The sequence below is a fragment of the Emcibacter sp. SYSU 3D8 genome (assembly GCF_039655875.1).
Classification (GTDB): Bacteria; Pseudomonadota; Alphaproteobacteria; order SMXS01; family SMXS01; genus RI-34.
Window position 1 is genome coordinate 562,663 of the sequence record NZ_JBBYXK010000002.1, and the last position, 16,709, is coordinate 579,371.

General features: G+C 65.3%; 19 protein-coding genes and 1 tRNA gene. 11 read left to right on the plus strand and 9 right to left on the minus strand.

Going from position 1 to position 16,709, the window contains the following annotated elements; genetic code table 11:
• Nucleotides 1-45: 45 nt before the first annotated feature.
• A tRNA-Ala gene (locus WJU21_RS08530) sits at nucleotides 46-121 on the minus strand.
• Between the two features lie 153 nt (nucleotides 122-274).
• Here WJU21_RS08530 and WJU21_RS08535 point away from each other — a divergent pair.
• The 3 genes from WJU21_RS08535 to folD are packed head-to-tail and all read left to right on the plus strand — an operon-like array spanning nucleotide 275 to nucleotide 1,762.
• Nucleotides 275-565, plus strand: coding sequence for a YggT family protein (locus WJU21_RS08535; protein WP_346322984.1), 291 nt, complete (start codon nucleotides 275-277; stop codon nucleotides 563-565).
• Between the two features lie 29 nt (nucleotides 566-594).
• Nucleotides 595-879 (plus strand): DUF167 family protein, encoded by a 285-nt coding sequence (locus WJU21_RS08540; protein WP_346322985.1) that lies wholly within the window; start codon nucleotides 595-597, stop codon nucleotides 877-879.
• Nucleotides 872-1,762 (plus strand): bifunctional methylenetetrahydrofolate dehydrogenase/methenyltetrahydrofolate cyclohydrolase FolD, encoded by an 891-nt coding sequence (gene folD, locus WJU21_RS08545; RefSeq protein WP_346322986.1) that lies wholly within the window; start codon nucleotides 872-874, stop codon nucleotides 1,760-1,762. Before WJU21_RS08540 ends, folD begins: the two co-directional genes overlap by 8 nt.
• A 114-nt stretch (nucleotides 1,763-1,876) precedes the next feature.
• Here folD and WJU21_RS08550 read toward each other — a convergent pair whose 3' ends face one another.
• The gene (locus WJU21_RS08550) at nucleotides 1,877-3,088 is read right to left on the minus strand and encodes an argininosuccinate synthase (RefSeq protein ID WP_346322987.1); all 1,212 of its coding nucleotides are present in this window, start codon (nucleotides 3,086-3,088) and stop codon (nucleotides 1,877-1,879) included.
• 113 nt (nucleotides 3,089-3,201) lie between these two features.
• Here WJU21_RS08550 and WJU21_RS08555 point away from each other — a divergent pair, with 113 nt between their 5' ends.
• Together WJU21_RS08555 and WJU21_RS08560 are read left to right on the plus strand one after the other, a co-directional pair.
• The gene (locus WJU21_RS08555; RefSeq protein WP_346322988.1) at nucleotides 3,202-5,091 is read left to right on the plus strand and encodes an XrtA/PEP-CTERM system amidotransferase; all 1,890 of its coding nucleotides are present in this window, start codon (nucleotides 3,202-3,204) and stop codon (nucleotides 5,089-5,091) included.
• Nucleotides 5,088-6,251: a glycosyltransferase family 4 protein gene (locus WJU21_RS08560; protein ID WP_346322989.1), complete on the plus strand. Its 1,164-nt coding sequence runs from the start codon at nucleotides 5,088-5,090 to the stop codon at nucleotides 6,249-6,251. The genes WJU21_RS08555 and WJU21_RS08560 overlap by 4 nt, the downstream gene beginning before the upstream one ends.
• A gap of 106 nt (nucleotides 6,252-6,357) precedes the next feature.
• On the opposite strand, the gene WJU21_RS08565 is transcribed toward WJU21_RS08560, so the two are convergent.
• The 6 genes from WJU21_RS08565 to WJU21_RS08590 form a co-directional block, all read right to left on the minus strand.
• Nucleotides 6,358-7,542 carry a cyclopropane-fatty-acyl-phospholipid synthase family protein gene (locus tag WJU21_RS08565; protein ID WP_346322990.1) on the minus strand — a complete coding sequence of 395 codons (1,185 nt, stop codon included), beginning with the start codon at nucleotides 7,540-7,542 and terminating at the stop codon, nucleotides 6,358-6,360.
• A gap of 10 nt (nucleotides 7,543-7,552) precedes the next feature.
• Nucleotides 7,553-8,701 carry a 23S rRNA (adenine(2503)-C(2))-methyltransferase RlmN gene (rlmN, locus tag WJU21_RS08570; protein ID WP_346323481.1) on the minus strand — a complete coding sequence of 383 codons (1,149 nt, stop codon included), beginning with the start codon at nucleotides 8,699-8,701 and terminating at the stop codon, nucleotides 7,553-7,555.
• 2 nt (nucleotides 8,702-8,703) lie between these two features.
• Nucleotides 8,704-9,210: a hypothetical protein gene (locus tag WJU21_RS08575; protein ID WP_346322991.1), complete on the minus strand. Its 507-nt coding sequence runs from the start codon at nucleotides 9,208-9,210 to the stop codon at nucleotides 8,704-8,706.
• 80 nt (nucleotides 9,211-9,290) lie between these two features.
• Complete coding sequence (locus WJU21_RS08580; protein ID WP_346322992.1) at nucleotides 9,291-9,818, minus strand: RNA methyltransferase; 528 nt, start codon at nucleotides 9,816-9,818, stop codon at nucleotides 9,291-9,293.
• A 77-nt stretch (nucleotides 9,819-9,895) separates the two neighbouring features.
• Entirely contained in the window at nucleotides 9,896-10,204 is a 309-nt protein-coding gene (locus WJU21_RS08585) for a HigA family addiction module antitoxin (protein WP_346322993.1), read from the minus strand.
• A 164-nt stretch (nucleotides 10,205-10,368) separates the two neighbouring features.
• Nucleotides 10,369-11,178, minus strand: coding sequence for a hypothetical protein (locus WJU21_RS08590; protein WP_346322994.1), 810 nt, complete (start codon nucleotides 11,176-11,178; stop codon nucleotides 10,369-10,371).
• A gap of 66 nt (nucleotides 11,179-11,244) precedes the next feature.
• Here WJU21_RS08590 and WJU21_RS08595 point away from each other — a divergent pair, with 66 nt between their 5' ends.
• The 4 genes from WJU21_RS08595 to WJU21_RS08610 all read left to right on the plus strand — a co-directional run bounded on the left by WJU21_RS08595 (nucleotide 11,245) and on the right by WJU21_RS08610 (nucleotide 14,911).
• Entirely contained in the window at nucleotides 11,245-12,147 is a 903-nt protein-coding gene (locus WJU21_RS08595) for a DMT family transporter (protein WP_346322995.1), read from the plus strand.
• Nucleotides 12,148-13,062, plus strand: coding sequence for a DMT family transporter (locus WJU21_RS08600; protein ID WP_346322996.1), 915 nt, complete (start codon nucleotides 12,148-12,150; stop codon nucleotides 13,060-13,062).
• An 88-nt stretch (nucleotides 13,063-13,150) separates the two neighbouring features.
• Nucleotides 13,151-14,050: a hypothetical protein gene (locus WJU21_RS08605; protein ID WP_346322997.1), complete on the plus strand. Its 900-nt coding sequence runs from the start codon at nucleotides 13,151-13,153 to the stop codon at nucleotides 14,048-14,050.
• 96 nt (nucleotides 14,051-14,146) lie between these two features.
• Complete coding sequence (locus tag WJU21_RS08610) at nucleotides 14,147-14,911, plus strand: 3-hydroxyacyl-CoA dehydrogenase (protein WP_346322998.1); 765 nt, start codon at nucleotides 14,147-14,149, stop codon at nucleotides 14,909-14,911.
• A 110-nt stretch (nucleotides 14,912-15,021) separates the two neighbouring features.
• Here WJU21_RS08610 and WJU21_RS08615 read toward each other — a convergent pair whose 3' ends face one another.
• Nucleotides 15,022-15,309: a 4a-hydroxytetrahydrobiopterin dehydratase gene (locus WJU21_RS08615; RefSeq protein WP_346322999.1), complete on the minus strand. Its 288-nt coding sequence runs from the start codon at nucleotides 15,307-15,309 to the stop codon at nucleotides 15,022-15,024.
• A 54-nt stretch (nucleotides 15,310-15,363) separates the two neighbouring features.
• Between WJU21_RS08615 and WJU21_RS08620 the strand changes: the two genes are divergently transcribed.
• Nucleotides 15,364-16,029: a class I SAM-dependent methyltransferase gene (locus WJU21_RS08620; protein ID WP_346323000.1), complete on the plus strand. Its 666-nt coding sequence runs from the start codon at nucleotides 15,364-15,366 to the stop codon at nucleotides 16,027-16,029.
• Nucleotides 16,030-16,034: 5 nt separating this feature from the next.
• On the plus strand, nucleotides 16,035-16,514 hold the full coding sequence (locus WJU21_RS08625) for a low molecular weight protein-tyrosine-phosphatase (RefSeq protein ID WP_346323001.1): 480 nt from the start codon (nucleotides 16,035-16,037) through the stop codon (nucleotides 16,512-16,514).
• The last annotated feature ends 195 nt before the right edge of the window (nucleotides 16,515-16,709 follow it).

Sequence of the window (16,709 nt, forward strand, 5' to 3'; positions counted from 1 at the left end):
ATCAATTCTGTCCGGAATGACCCATTGATTTCAGGGAAGTGTTTCTGGTGGAGCCGAGCGGGATCGAACCGCTGACCTTCGCATTGCGAACGCGACGCTCTCCCAACTGAGCTACGGCCCCTCCGACGAAACGGCGCGCACCTTGTGACGGCGCGCCCCTAAAGTCAAGAGCCGTCCACGCGCTTTCGGCAGATGCGCGGCGCCGGGTGAACAACCCTACTTGCGCGCAGACCCAAGCCCATATTAAACCAGCCTCACAACAGGCGGGAATTCCATGAACGCACTTGCGCAGCTCATCTATCTGGCCGGCCAGCTCCTGATCTGGATGCTCATCATCTGGGCGGTGCTGGGCCTGCTGATTGCATTCAACGTGGTCAACGCGCGCAACCCCTTCGTGTCGAGCGTGATGCGCTCGCTGGAGGCGCTCTTCACGCCCCTGCTGCGGCCGATCCGGCGCTTCCTGCCCACCGCGGGCGGCATCGACTTCTCGCCGATGGTGCTGATCATCATCATCTGGGTGATCCAGACGCTGCTGCTGCAGGACATCCTGCCGATGTTCATGTGATCGGCCGGGCGACAGCCGATGGGGTGGTCGTGCCCGTGCGGCTGACGCCCAAGGCGTCGCGGAATGTCATCGAAGGCCTGCGGGACGAGGCGGCGGGCGGCCGGGCGCTGGCGGTCAAGGTCACCGCCGTGCCCGAGAAGGGCAAGGCCAACGCGTCGCTGGAGAAACTGCTCGCCAGGGCGCTGGGCGTCGCCGGCGGGCGGGTCGAAGTGGTTGGCGGCACGACATCGCGGAACAAGGACGTACTGGTGCGCGGCGACCCCGCCGAGATCGCCGTCCTGCTGGAAAAACTGACAGGAGAGCTGGGTGTCTGAAGCGGCGATCATCGACGGCAAGGCGTTCGCGGCGAATCTTCGCGGCAAGGTGGCGCGGCAGGTGGCGGCACTCAAGGCGGACCACGGCCTGACGCCGGGCCTCGCGGTGGTGCTGGTGGGCGCCGACCCGGCCAGCGAGATCTATGTGCGCAACAAGCACACCCAGACCACCGAGGCCGGCATGAACTCGTTCGAGTTCAAGCGGCCGGCCGACATCACCCAGGACGCGCTGCTGGGCCTGGTGCGCGAGCTGAACGCCGATTCCCGCGTCCACGGCATCCTGGTGCAGCTGCCGCTGCCCAAACCGCTGGTCGAGCAGCCGGTCACCCAGGCCATCGACCCGGACAAGGATGTCGACGGCCTGCATGTGATCAACGCCGGCCGGCTGGCGAGCGGCCTGCCGGGCCTGTTCCCGTGCACGCCGTCGGGCTGCATGATGCTGATCGAGGACCAGCTGGGCGCCGACCTGTCGGGCAAGCGCGCCATCGTGCTCGGCCGCTCCAACCTGGTGGGCAAGCCCATCGCCCAGATGCTGCTGCGCGCCAACGCCACGGTCACCATGGCCCATTCCCGCACCGACGACCTGCCGGCCGAATGCCGCCGCGCCGACATCGTCGTCGCCGCCGTCGGCAAGCCGGACATGGTGCGCGGCGGCTGGATCAAGCACGGCGCCGTGGTCATCGACGTGGGCATCAACCGCATCCCCAAGGATGGCGGCGGCACCCGCGTGGTGGGTGACGTGTGCTTTGCCGAGGCGAAGGACCGGGCGGCGGCGATCACGCCGGTGCCCGGCGGCGTCGGCCCCATGACCATCGCGACCTTGCTGCACAACACGGTGATCGCGGCCTGCCGGCAGGCAGGGGTCGAGGAGCCAAAGGTTTAGACCATCGCCCGAGCCCAACTTCGCGAGCATAGCGACGCGATCCAGCCGTCTCGTTGACGGCTGTGCGGTGGCCTGGCCGGGTTGCTTCGCTACGCTCGCAGAACCGGCGAGTTTTTATTTCTGGTCGCGCTGCCCCAGCAGGCGCAGCCGCAGGGCGTTCAGCTTGATGAAGCCTTCGGCGTCGCGCTGGTCGTAGACGGCGTCTTCCTCGAAGGTCACATGCTGCAGCGAATAGAGCGTGTTGGGCGACTTGCGGCCCACCACCGTCGCGCTGCCCTTGTACAGCTTCAGCCGCACGGTGCCTGAGACCTTTTCCTGGCTCTCGTCGATCAGCGCCTGAAGCATGCGCCGCTCGGGGCTGAACCAGAAACCGTTATAGATCAGCTCGGCATAGCGCGGCATCATCTCGTCCTTCAGATGCGCCGCGCCGCGGTCGAGGGTGATGCTTTCGATGCCCCGGTGCGCCGCATACAGCACGGTGCCACCCGGTGTCTCGTAGATGCCGCGGCTCTTCATGCCGACGAAGCGATTCTCGACCAGGTCGAGACGGCCGATCCCGTTGGCGCCGCCCAGTTCGTTGAGCCGGGTCAGCAGGTCGGCAGGGCCCATCCGGACGCCGTCGATGGCGATCGGGTCACCCTTCTCGAAGTCGATTTCCACATAGGTCGGCTTGTCGGGCGCATCCTCGGGCGCGACGGTGCGCGAGAACACGAATTCCTCGGGCTCGGACCACGGGTCTTCGAGCGCCTTGCCCTCGGCCGAGATATGCAGCAGGTTCGCGTCGACCGAGAACGGCGCCTCGCCCCTCTTGTCCTTCGGGATCGGAATCTGGTTTTCCTCGGCGAACTTGATCAGCGTGGTCCGCGAGGTCAGATCCCATTCACGCCACGGCGCGATCACCTTGATGTCGGGCTGCAGCGCGTAATAGCCCAACTCGAAACGGACCTGGTCGTTGCCCTTGCCGGTGGCGCCGTGGCACACGGCATCGGCGCCCACTTCGCGGGCGATCTCGATCTGCCGTTTGGCGATCAGCGGTCGGGCGATGGAGGTGCCGAGCAGGTAGATACCCTCATAGGCGGCATTGGCGCGGAACATGGGGAACACATAGTCGCGCACGAATTCGTCGCGCAGATCCTCGATGTAGATCTGCTTCACGCCCAGCATTTCGGCCTTCTTGCGCGCCGGCTCCAGCTCGTCGCCCTGGCCCAGATCGGCGGTGAATGTGACCACCTCGCAATCATAGGTGGCCTGCAACCACTTCAGGATGACCGAGGTGTCCAGCCCGCCTGAATAGGCAAGCACGACCTTGTTGATTTTCTTGCTCATTAGCGTGTGTTCCCGGGGATCGGATTGGCGGCGGAGTATAGGGAAATGACGCCGACGGGCAAGGCGCGCTTTTTGCGCCCGCCAAGCGCCTGATTCTGATAGAAAACAAGCCTATGTGCGGATTGGCGGGCATGTTCGACGGCACGGGGACGCGGCCCATGGACCGGGGCCTCCTCCGGCGCATGACCGATACCCTTGTCCATCGCGGACCCGACGGGTCGGGACTGTTCGCCGAGCCGGGGATTGCGCTGGGCCACCGCAGGCTGTCGATCATCGATCTGGCCGGCGGCGCCCAGCCGATGACCGATCCGGAAACCGGCGTCACAGTCGTGTTCAATGGCGAGATCTACAATTTCCCCGCGCTGATGGACACCCTGGCCGGTCACGGCCACCGTTTCCGCACCCGGTGCGACACCGAGGTGATCCTGCATGGCTGGAAGCAATGGGGCGCCGAGTGCCTGTCTCATCTCGACGGCATGTTCGCCTTCGCCCTCTGGGACCCGCGCGAGAGCACCCTGTTCCTTGCCCGCGACCGGCTGGGCAAGAAACCGCTCTATTACGCCATCCTGCCCGGCGGCCTGTGCCTGTTCGGCTCCGAACTGAAGGCGCTGGCCTGCCATCCGGACCTGCCGCGCGACATCGACACCGAGGCCGTCGCCGACTTCTTCGCCTATGGCTACGTGCCCGACCCGAAAAGCATCTACCGGGCGGCGCGCAAGCTGGCGCCGGGACATTGCCTGCGCTGGCGGCGCGGCGGCGAGCCGCAGCTGCGCCAGTGGTGGGACCTGCAGCTGGCGCCGACCGCAGGCGATCCGGCCGACGTGGCAGCCCAACTGGAAATCGCCACCCGGCGGCGGCTGATCGCCGACGTGCCGCTGGGTGCGTTCCTGTCGGGCGGTGTGGATTCCAGCGCCATTGTCGCCCAGATGGCGCTGGGCATGGAGACGCCGGTAAAGACATTCTCCATCGGCTTCGGCGACAGGGCCTATGACGAATCGGCCTATGCCGGCGTCATCGCCAGCCGGTACGGCACCGATCACACGGCGCGGCAGGTGGACCCCGATTCGTTCGGACTGATCGATCGGCTGGCGGGGATTTATGATGAGCCGTTCGGCGACAGCTCGGCCATTCCCACGTTCCAGGTCTGCGCGCTGGCGCGTGAGAAGGTGAGCGTCGCCCTGTCCGGCGACGGCGGCGACGAGGTGTTCGGCGGCTACCGGCGCTATCTGTGGCATGAGCGCGAGGCACGGGTGCGCCGGCTGCTGTCGCCCGGCTTTCGCCGCGTGCTGTTCGGCACGCTGGGCAAGATCTACCCCAGGGCCGACTGGGCGCCGCGGATGCTGCGCGCCAGGACCACGTTCCAGGAATTGGCCCTCGACGACGTCGACGCGTACTTCCTCAGCGTCTCGGCGACCACCGAGCGGCAGCGACGCAACCTGCTGAGCCTCGATGTGCGCGGCCAGCTGCACCGCTCGGATTACCATCCCATCGAGGTGCTGCGCGATCACTGGCGCAAGGCCGATGGCGCCGACCCGCTGAAGCAGGCGCAATACGCCGACATCAAGACCTGGCTGCCCGGCGACATCCTGGTGAAGGTGGACCGGGCCAGCATGGCCAACAGCCTGGAAGTGCGCGCACCCTTCCTCGACCACCGCCTGCTGGAATGGGGCGTCAACCTGCCGGCTTCGGTGAAAATCGCCGGGGGCGAGAAGAAGGCCATCCTGAAGCAGGCGATGGATCCGTTCGTGCCGGCCGACATTCTCTACCGGCCCAAGCAGGGCTTCTCCGTGCCCATCGGCCCGTGGTTCCGCGGGCCGCTCAGGGACATGGTGCGCGAGGCGCTGACCGGCAGCCTGCTCAGCGAGTCGGGGTTTGTCGATGCGCAGGCGGTCGAGATGCTGCTGAACCAGCATCAGGGCGGCTACCGCGACAATTCGAGGATTCTCTGGCTGCTGCTGATGTTCCAGGGGTTCCTGCGGCACGATGCCGCGAGCCGGCCATGAACATCCTCAGTTTTACCACGCTCTATCCCAACGCGGCCCAGCCGGTGCTGGGCATATTCGTGGAGAACCGGCTGCGGCGTCTGACCGAGAGCGGCCGGGTCAACCTGACCGTGGTCGCGCCGGTGCCCTGGTTCCCGTTCACCGCGAAGGCGTTCGGTACCTATGCGGCCTATGCCAGCGTGCCCGCGCACGAAGTGCGCCACGGCATCGAAATCTTCCACCCACGCTACAAGGTGATTCCCAAGGTCGGCATGAATATCGCGCCGGCGCTGCTCTATCGCGGCGCGCGCACGATCGTACGGAAACTGGCCCGCGAGCGCGGCGCCCAGCTGATCGATGCCCATTACTTCTATCCCGACGGCGTGGCGGCCGCGAAGCTGGCCGGCGAACTGGACCTGCCGCTTGCCATCACCGCGCGCGGCACCGATCTCAACCTGATCCCCCAATTCGATATACCGCGGCTGCAGATCGAGCAGGCGGCACGGGCGGCGAATGCGATCATCACCGTTTGCGATGCGCTGCAGCAGCCGCTGCTCGACATGGGCATCGATGCCGGCAAGATCACCACCCTGCGCAACGGCGTCGATCTGGCGCTGTTCCGCCCGCTCGACCGCATGGCCGCCCGTAACCGCTGGGGCGCCGACGGCCGCACCATCGTCTCGGTCGGCGGCCTTATCGAGCGCAAAGGACACCATCTGGCCATCGAGGCGATGAAGTCGGTGTCCGACGCCTCGCTGCTGATCGCCGGCGGCGGCGAGGAAAGGCCGGCGCTGGAGCGGCAGATCACCGAGCTGGGCCTGACCGGGCGGGTGCGGCTGCTGGGCCAGGTGCCCCATGACAGCCTGCCATCGCTCTACAGCGCGGCCGACGCGCTGGTGCTGGCGTCGAGCCGGGAAGGCTGGGCCAATGTGCTGCTTGAGGCCATGGCCTGCGGCACGCCCGTGGTCGCGACCGACGTCTGGGGCACCGGCGAGGTGGTCGCCGCGCCCGAGGCCGGGGTGCTGGTGAAGGACAGGTCGGCGGCCGGTATCGCGGCTGGCCTGAAGGCGCTGTTCGACCATCCGCCGGAGCGGACAGCGACGCGCGCCTACGCCGAAGGCTTCAGCTGGGACGCGACGACGCAGGGGCAACTGCGGCTGTTCGAGAGCCTCCTACCTTGAATTCCCGTGATTTTGCGAGCAACGCGAAGCAATCCAGCCGTGCCGTTGACGGCTGTGCGACGGCCTGGCTGGATTGCTTCGCTACGCTCGCAGAAGCACCAAAGATTTACCGGTACAGATAATCCCGGGTCAGCGGCACCGAATCAGCCTGCTTGCCCAGCTGCATCTGGAACACCACCAGCCCGCCATAGTCGAAACTGCCGACGCAGCCGGCCAGGAACAGCTCGAACATCCGGCAGAAGCGCTCGTCATAGAGCGCCCTGATCCGGTCGCGATTCTGCTGGAAACGGCGGTACCAGGCTTCGGTGGTGCGGCCGTAATGCAGCCGCAGTACCTCGATGTCGCTGATGAACAGGCCGGAGCGCTCGATGGCCGGCATCACCTCGGACAAGGCGGGCGAATAGCCGCCGGGAAAGATGTATTTCTCGGTCCAGGCGTCGGTGCCGCCCGGTCCGTCGCTGCGGCCGATGGTGTGCACCATGGCGAGCCCGTCCGGCGTCAGCAGGTCGCGGATGCGGCGGAAATACGTGTCGTAATGCGCCATGCCCACATGCTCGAACATGCCCACCGAGACGATGCGGTCGAACGGACCCTCGATTTTGCGATAATCCTCGATGCGGAAATCGAGGACATCCTCCTTGCCCTCGGCAGCCGCCATTTCGCGGGCGGCGCGGCACTGTTCCTCGGACAGGGTGATGCCGGTGACATGAGCGCCGGAGACCGCGTTGATGTGCCGGGCCAGCGTGCCCCAGCCGCAACCGATATCGAGCACCCGGTGACCGGGCTGCAGCAGCAGCTTGTCGGCCACATGGTCAAGCTTGTCGCGCTGGGCCTGCTCGAGCGTGTCGCCGGGATTGCGGAAATAGGCGCAGGAATATTGCCGGTTCCCATCGAGGAACAGGTCGTAGAATTCCGTGGTGAATTCGTAGTGCTGCGCCACATTGCGCTTGGCGCGCCGCCGGCTGTTGGCGCGCCGTACGCCGCGGATCAACGGCCCGGCGCCCAGGCGGAAGGCGCTGGCGTCGGTGGCGCGCCCGGAATTGACCGCCACCAGGTTGAGGAAATCGAGGATATCGCCCTGCTCGATGGTCAAGGTGCCGTCCATATAGGCCTCGCCCACCGCCAGGGTCGGGTCGCGCAGGATGCGCCACGCCAGCTTCGGGTCGTGCAGCCTGATGGCCGAGGAAATGCCCGGCGGCGTGCCGAAGGTCTCGGTCTTGCCGCTGGGATCGGTGACAGCCAGCGTACCCTTCCTGATGAGCCTGCGTAGCAGGAGCTTCAAGGGCACCATGCGGCCAGCTCTACGCGGAGGTGGCCGCCGGGCCGGACGCCGGCAGATCGGCCTTGCGGATCTTTTCCGAGGCGGACTTCAGCTGGCCGCAGGCAGCCATGATGTCGCGGCCGCGCGGCATGCGGATCGGCGCCGAGATGCCGGCATTGAACACATATTCCGAGAATGCGTGGATGGTGTCCCAGTCCGAGCACTCGAAGGCGGTGCCGGGCCACGGATTGAACGGGATCAGGTTCACCTTGGCCGGGATGTCGTACTTCTTCAGCAGCCGGACCAGTTCCTGAGCGTCTTCCAGGCTGTCATTGACGCCCTTCAGCATGGCGTATTCGAAGGTGATGCGGCGGGCGTTCGACACGCCGTGATAATTGGCGCAGGCCGTCAGCAGTTCTTTCAGCGGATACTTGTTGTTGATCGGCATGATGGCGTCGCGGGTCTCGTCGCGCACCGCGTGGAGCGAGACCGCCAGGTTGACGCCGATCTCCTCGCCGCAGCGCTGCATCATCGGCACCACGCCCGAGGTCGACAGGGTGATGCGGCGCTTCGACAGCGAGATGCCTTCCGGGTCCATGACGATCTTCATGGCCTGCTTGACGTTGTCGAAATTATAGAGCGGTTCGCCCATGCCCATCAGCACGATATTGGACAGCAGCCGTCCGTCGGACGGGCTTGGCCACTCACCCAGCGCGTCGCGGGCAATCAGCACCTGGCCCACGATCTCGGCGGCGGTCAGGTTGCGCACCAGCCGCTGGGTGCCGGTGTGGCAGAACTTGCAGGTCAGCGTGCAGCCGACCTGAGACGAAACGCACAAGGTGCCGCGGTCGTCCTCGGGAATGAATACCGCCTCGACCTCGTTGCCATCGTCGAGCCGGACCAGCCATTTGCGCGTGCCATCCTCGGACAGCTGGGCAACGGATACCTCGGGCCGGCGAATTTCGCAGGTCTTTTCCAGCGTGGCCCGCATGTCCTTCGACACATTGGTCATGACGTCGAACGAGGTGGCGCCCTTGTTGTAGATCCAGTGCCACAACTGCTGGGCGCGCATCTTGGTCTGGCCCTCGGGCACGCCAGCGACTGCCAGCGCGGCGCGCAGTTCGTCGCGCGACAGGCCGCATAGATTGCTCTTGCCGGACGTTTCGGGCGTGTTCAGCGTACGAAGCATGTTCATGAGCCGCACGCCTGTTTTGCCGCATTGATCGCGGCGGTGAATCCGGACAGCGAGAAGTCGTATTCGGTGTTGTCGCCGTTGGCCGCCATTTCCTTGACCGTCAGCAGCGCCGCGCCCTTCATGGTGGCGACGATCCGCTTGTCGGAGGCAGCGTCATAAGCCCAGGCATCCTTGCCCGAATTGAACAGCGGCTCCTTGAAGCCGCCCATGATGGCGGTGCCGTCCTTGTTGGACTTGAGAGTGTAGCGGGCGCCGAAGCGCACCTCGTCGCTGATCTTCTTGCCGGGCTTGTGCGACACCATGAAGAACACGCCTGTATGATCCACTTCCTGGGGCTTGGTGCGCTTGGGCACGGTAATGGCCCAGCACGTCTTCGCGTTGCCGCTGCCATTCGTGAACGCGTCCCAGTCGGTGAACGTTCCGAGCAGCTTGGGCTGCGCGGCGAGCGCGGGCCCGGCGGCGGCAAAGGCCGCGAGTCCGGCCAGAATCAGGATAGTTTTCATGGACCTACCATATAAGGCGCGGCGCCGATTTTCCACGACATCCACCACAGAGCTGTGGATCGTCCTGTTTTTCACGGCCGTCAAGATTTCAACCGGGAGATAGGCTCGCCGTAGCGATGCTCAAGCATGGGGATCGGCTCGCCGCGCGGCGTCACGGGGCGTACCGGCCAGCGCCCCAGCGTGCGCACCCGGTCATACATCACCACCGCGCCCGCCGTCGCCTGGTTGAGGCAGAAGCTGGTGGGGATGCGGACCACATGCGCGCAGCGCGCCAGGATCTCCGGCGTCAGCGACCCGCGCTCGCGACCCAGCACATAGGCGGCCTGGCGCGGATGGGCGAAGCTGGGCAGGTCGATCGCATCCTCGGTCAGCTCGACGCCGACCAGCACGCAGCGCGCCGGCAGCATGATGGCCTCGACGCTGTCGAACCGGTACAGCGGCACTTCCCGGTCGGTGCGGCTGGTGTCCGAGAAGGTGTCGTCCTTGTTGTAGTCGCGCCCGACCGTGAACAGGAAGCTGGCGCCGAACCCGTGCGCCGTACGCATCAGGTTGCCCAGATTGCCCGATTTGTCGCCGCTCTCGACCCCGATGCCGAAAAACCCGCGCATGCGCTCCGTCCATGGCCTGAAAGGCCGGTTTCGCGCGGCTTATACAGGGTGCGCGGCGATGGCGCAAATCCAGCCGGCTACAGGGGTGCCCCGAACCGCGCGACATCGATCTCCCCCTCGCGCTTGCGGGCCTGGGCGATGTCGAAGCTGTTCTGCATGCGCATGAGCGTATCCATCGACACGCCGAAGGCCTTCTCCAGCCGCAAGGCCATCTCCGGAGACAGGTGGGAGCGTTCGTTGAGCAGGGTCGACAGCGTCGCCCGCGTCACCCCGAGCGCCGCTGCCGCCGCCGTCACCGACAGTCCGAGGGGCTCGATGATCTCGTGCCGGATGAAGCCGCCGGGATGGGCGGGGTTTTTCAGCCGGATACCTGCGGTCGCGTTCACGGCGGGTTCCTAGTGGCAATCTTCATAATCGAGGTCGATGATCTCGATATGGGCGCATATGTTCGGTGTCAAGTTACGCTATACGGTCGAAAAGACCAACCCTGCCGTTCAGCACGCCGTGCGAGTAGCAGGATGCGAAAACGCCCGGGTTCCTGTTCTGGCCCTCAACGCAGCGGATCGGACAGCACGAAACGCCATCTTCCGTCACGGCGTTCCGCCTGCCAGCAGCGATAGGGATCGATATCGGTGGTGATGTAGGTCTGTCCATGGGTGAACGGCCAGACCGCGCATGCAGCGGCCAGACAGATGCAGGCACCGCCACGGGCCTCCACCGGCAACTCCGGCGGTGCTTGCGGGTGTTCCTCCACGACGAAGAGGAACGGCTGCTCGAACCCGTAGGTGTCGCCTCCTGGCAATATGTCAGCCAGTGCGGCCTGCAATCCCCGTTCGTCCTTCGGCAAGGGCTTGGTCAGTGGGTTGCCACCCCCACGAGGCACCTGCGATATCCCGTCGCGGAAGGCCAGGACGCGCACCAGAGTCACGCCTTCGAGCGTGCTCCCCTTGTCCGTGCAGACTGTGATCAAATTCGGCGGGCTTCCGGGACGCTTTACCCCGGAGCAGGCGGCATCGTAGCTCGCTTCGATGGTCGCGGTCGCATAACGCAGTCGCCTTTCGAGGGCTTCGGCGAGATCGAGTTCCTGGCGCGATGCGCCTCTGGCAGAGAACGAAACGGAGGCGCATGCCGCGCCCGGCCTCGGCTGCTGTTCGCCGTCACACAGCACGCAATTGAAGCCATAACATTCTCCGAACGTGCCGGTGAGGCGAACCCGCTTGCCGTGATAACCCCAAGGATCGGCGTTTAGGGCCGATACGGTCGCGTCCAGAGCCGGTTCGTCCGCCATCGCGGAGAAGCACGTTGACCACGCAAGCGCGGCGAGCAGGAAAATCAATCGCGTCAACATCAAGCCCGTCATCTCGAAAATTCGAACGGATATTACCAGAGTCTTGGCAGGCCACAACGATCGGCATAACCTGCGCGCATGCTGAAAATCGCCGCCCCATCCCGGACGGTCCAGGCCGTACTGCTGATGATCTGCGCCAGCGCCACCATTTCGGTGCTGTGGGCGCTGCTGCGCTGGGGCGCCGAGACCATGCATCCGATCTACATGGTGTTCTGGCGCTCGCTGTTCGGCGCAATCGTGCTGGCGCCGCTGTTCCTGAAATCGGGCGGCGCGGGGCTGCGGACGCGGCGGCTGCCGCTGCATTTCCTGCGCAGCACCTGCAGCCTCGTCGCCATGGTCGGCATCTTCTATTCCATCGCCCACGTGCCGCTGGCGCAGGGCATGGCGGTGAACTACTCGGCGCCGCTGTTCGCCACCATCGGCGCGGCGATCCTGCTGGGCGAGACCTTGCACCGTCGGCGGATCGTGGCCGTGCTGGTCGGCTTCCTCGGCATGCTGGTGGTGGTGCGGCCCGGCATCGAGGACGTCCATCTCGGCATCCTGGCCGCACTGATGGGCGCGATGGCCATGGCCAGTTCGCTCCTGTGCGTGAAGAAGCTGTCGGCCACCGAGGCCACCCAGACCATCATCCTTTACGGCAACACCCTGTGCCTGCCCATCTCGCTGGGACTGGCGCTGATATATTGGCAGGCCATGACCTGGCACAATTTCATGGTGCTGGCGATCATCGGCGCGGTGTCCAGCACCGCCCAGTGGTTCCTCGCCAAGGCACTGTCCATGGCCGACGCCGGCGCCGTGCTGCCCCTGGATTTCATGCGGCTGGTGTTCGTGACCCTTCTGGGTGTTGCGCTGTTCGGCGAAACGCCCGATCTGCTCACCGTGGTCGGCGGCGGACTTATCGTGTTCAGCACGGTGTACATCGCCCGGCGCGAGGCGGCGGGCCGGGCGGCGGCCAAGGCCGTGCCGGATCCGGCCGAATAGGTGGCCGCAGCGCTTGAAAGGCCCGAACAGGCCCGCGACAATCTGCGCGGCGCGGTATGGATCCTGGCGGCGGCGGTGCTCAACACAGTGCTCATGGCCTTGGTGAAGGTGACCGGCGAGACCGTGCCGCCGACGGTGATCGCATTTTTTCGGGGCCTGTTCGGTCTGGCGGTCGTCCTGCCGTTCATGTGGCGCGTCGGCCTGGGCGGTTTCAAGACCCACCGGCCGATCCTGCAACTGGTGCGCGCGGTCAGCTCGGGGATGATCCTGCTGGCGGCGTTCTATGCGTTCGTGCACCTGCCACTGGCCCAGGTGACCTCGATCCTGTTCTCGCGCCCGCTGTTCGTGCTGGTGCTGGCGGCGCTGTTCCTGTCCGAACGGCTGCGATGGTACCGGACCACGGCGACGCTGGTGGGCTTCGTCGGCGTGCTGATTGTCATGCGGCCCGGGCCAGGCATGGAACCGGCGGCGCTGATCGCGCTGGCCGCCGCGGGGCTGGCGGCGGTCAATATCGTGCTCGTCCGCATCCTGACCCGAACGGACCGCACCGAGACGCTGGTGTTCTATGCGGTGCTGGCGCAGACAATCGTGCTCGCCATCCCAGCCGCGCTGAACTGGCACACGCCCGACCTGCGCGAGTTGGCGTTGCTCGCGGCCATCGCCGTCGTCGCCACCCTGTTGCAAACCTGTGTGGTGCGCGGCTATCGGCTGGCCGAGGCGTCCTCCATGGCGCCCTTCGAATATACGCGGCTGCTGTTCTCTACGACGGCCGGGTTGCTGCTGTTCGCCGAATATCCCGACATCTGGACCGGCGCCGGCGCGCTGCTGCTGATCGGCTCGACCTTCTACATCACGCGGCGCGAACACCGGCTGGCAAAGGCGGGCAAGCCGCCCGCCGTGTCCACCAATCCCTGACCCACGCGGGCAGATTAACGGCTGGCCACCCGTCACACGGGCCGTTTACAATGCCTGAGGCCGCATAACGGCCGGCGAGGGGAACAACATGGCGGCGAGAATATTGGCGGCAGCGTTGAGTCTCGCGCTGGCGGCGATGCCCGCCCGCGTGGCGGCAGCGCTCGACATGGCCGGCGTTTTCGACAGCACCGGACCCGAGATCACCATCTCTTGGGAGTATCTGGAAACCCCCGGGCGCAAGGCCGAAATGCAGGCCGTCATCGACGGCTTCGCCGCGATGGTCGACAACGAGTTCCTGCCCCGCGATCCCCATGCCGGTATCGAGATCGTGATGACCGACGATGCCGCGCATTTCGCGTCCTACATGCGCCGGAACTATCCGGCGATCGACATCCCCAAATACGGTGTTTTTGTCAGCGACGGCCGGCTGGTGACCTACAGCCGCTCTGGTGTGGGCACCGTCACCAGCCTGCTGCTGCCTGGCCTGCTGCGCGACGGATACGACGACCTGCCGCAATGGGCAGTGACCGGGCTGCGCACCTATTTCGAGAAGTTCTACGGCTTCTGGGAGACCGACGCCGCGGCCGGCCAGCGGGTGGTGCGGTTCGCCCACGGCTATCACAATCCCTGGCGGTTGCAGGACATCAGGCTGCTGCTGCCCGACCTGAAGCTGGCGAATCTGGTCTCGGACACGCCAACCGTGGACGGAACCCGGTACCAGAGCCAGCAGCGGCTACTGATGATTTTCATCTGGAAGGAGGGCAAGCTGCCCGCCTTCATGGCGGCGCTGAGGGCCCGCGACCGCAAGATGTACCCGACCTATCTCGAGGCCGTGTTCGGCCAGCCGCTCGAGGCGCTGCAGCCCCGGTTCCGCGCCTTCCAGGAAACCATTCTCGCCCACTGGAATCTGGTCATGCGCACGCCCCCCAGCCAGGTCTACGCCGACAGGGCAACATTCGAGGCGATGACCGCCAGCGTCTGGCGGTAACGTGAATTTCACCACCCGCCGCATCCTCGACTCCGTGAAACCACTGTGCTAAATCGGCGCGCCTAAACACGAAACAACGAAAAACGAGGACACAGAATGGATGTGAATGGAGTTGCCGCCGTGATCACCGGCGGCGCATCCGGCCTGGGCCGGGCCACCGCGGAAGCGCTGCTGGCCAAGGGTGCCAAAGTCACCATCTTCGACGTCAATGAAACCCTGGGCGAACAGGCGGCCAAGGAAATGGGCTGTGTCTTCGCCAAGGTCGACGTGACCAGCGAAGAAAGCGTCATCGCCGGCCTGGACAAGGGCAAGGCGGCCCATGGTCAGGACGCCCGCATCCTGGTGAACTGCGCCGGCGTCGCCGACGCGGGCAAGACCGTGTCCAAGGGCGAGCCCCATTCGCTGGCTGTGTTCACCAAGGTGATCAACGTCAACCTGATCGGCACCTTCAACTGCATCCGCCTGGCGGCCGCGCGCATGACCCAGATGGAGCCGCTGGCCGACGGCGAGCGTGGCGTGATCGTCAACACCGCCTCGGTCGCTGCCTATGAAGGCCAGATCGGCCAGGTGGCCTATGCCTCGTCGAAGGGCGGCGTGGTGTCCATGACGCTGACCGTCGCCCGCGACCTGTCGCGCGACGGCGTCCGTTGCTGCACGATCGCGCCGGGCCTGTTCATCACCCCCATGCTGAAGGGCCTGCCGCAGAACGTGCAGGACGCGCTGGGCGAGTCGGTGCCGTTCCCGCCGCGCCTGGGCGATCCCAGCGAATACGCCAAGACCGCCATGTTCATCTTCGACAATGTGATGCTGAACGGCGAGACCATCCGTCTCGACGGCGCGCTGCGCATGGCGCCGAAGTGAGCTTGTCCAGATAGGACGGGAAAAGGGGCCTTCGCGGCCCCTTTTTTTATCCGAATCCCCGCTCAGGGATTTGGGCATTCCGTTGCGCCGCAAGCAGGCCGCGTCCCGGACTATCTGGCCGCCTTGTCCATGAACGTCGCCAGCGCGATGTCCTTCTTCGTCACGCCGCCGGCGTCGTGGGTCGACAGGGTCACTTCCACCCGGTTGTAGACGTTAGACCATTCGGGATGGTGATCGGCCTTCTCGGCGGCCAGCGCGACCCGCGCCATGAAGGCGAATGCCTCGTTGAAGTCGCCGAACTTGTAGGTTTTGGTAATGGCGTTGCGGCCCGGCACGTCGGACCAGCCGGGCAGGGTGGCAAGCGCCGCCGTGCGCTCGGGTCCCTCGAGTTTTGTCATGTTGATGCCTCTCGCCGCCGCTGCTATGTCGATATGACCGGATGGAGATGAGATATGTCCAGAGGCAGTTTTCTCAATGATGGCCTTTACGACTATTTGCTGAAGGCGACGCTCGCGCCCGAGCCGCTGCTCGAGCGGCTGCGGGACGAGACCACCGAAAAGACCGGCCAGTGGGCCGGCATGCAGATCTCCCGCGACCAGGGCCGGTTCATGCAGGTGCTGGTCAAGCTGATGGGCGCAAAAAAATACCTGGAGGTCGGCACCTTCACCGGCTACAGCGCGCTGGTGGTCGCCCAGGCGCTGCCGGATGACGGCAAGGTGGTGGCCTGCGACATCAGCGAGGAATGGACCGCGGTCGGCAAGCGCTACTGGGCCGAGGCCGGTGTCGCCGGCAAGGTGGACCTGCGGCTGGCGCCCGCGCTCGAGACCATGGCGGCGCTGGCGGACGGTCCCGAGGCCGGCACCTTCGACATGATCTTTCTCGACGGTGACAAGAAGGAATATGACGGCTACTACGAATACAGCCTGACCCTGTTGCGGCCGGGCGGCGTGGTGCTGGTCGACAATGTGCTGTGGGGCGGCAGCGTGGCCGATCCCGAGAAGCAGGACGAGAGCACCGCCGCGATCCGGGCGCTGAACGAGAAGATCAGGGACGATGCGCGCGTGTTCAGCGTGCTGGTCTCGATCGGCGACGGCCTCACCATGGCCGTGAAACAGTAGCCCCGATGTCTCCAACCAGCGTCCTGTTCGTCTGTCTGGGCAACATCTGCCGCTCGCCCATGGCCGAGGGGATGTTCCGCGACATGGTCGTGAAAGCCGGTCTCAAGGAGGTCATTGCCATCGATTCAGCCGGCACCGGAGATTGGCATATCGGCGAACAACCTGATCGCCGCGCCATCACGACGGCCGCGAAACGGGGAATCGACATCACCGGCCTCAGGGCCCGGCAGGTGCACGAAAAAGACTTCGTCGAGTTCGATCATATCCTCGTGATGGACCGCAGCAACCTTGCCGCAGTGCAGCGCATGGCCGCTTCGGGGCGCACGGTTCCGAGGCTGTTTCTGGACTATGCGCCTGTCGTCGGCCTGGACGACGTGCCCGATCCCTACATCACCGGCGGGTTCGACAAAGTGCTGGATCTGATCGAGGCCGGATCGGCCGGATTGTTGCGGGCGCTAACAGATCAGGCGGGCGGCGCACAATAATACATATAAATTGTGTATTAAATTATATTTTACATTTTTGTTGATTAGTCCAGCGCGTAACACTAGATACCCCAACAGTTATGCGCGCAGGCTCTACCGCTATTGTTCGCCTTGCCGCAGGGTACGCGTGGTAGTATGTAAGCCGTGTGACAGCGCGCGTTTAAGCACGTCTGCCGAAAATTCGACCCCGAAAGG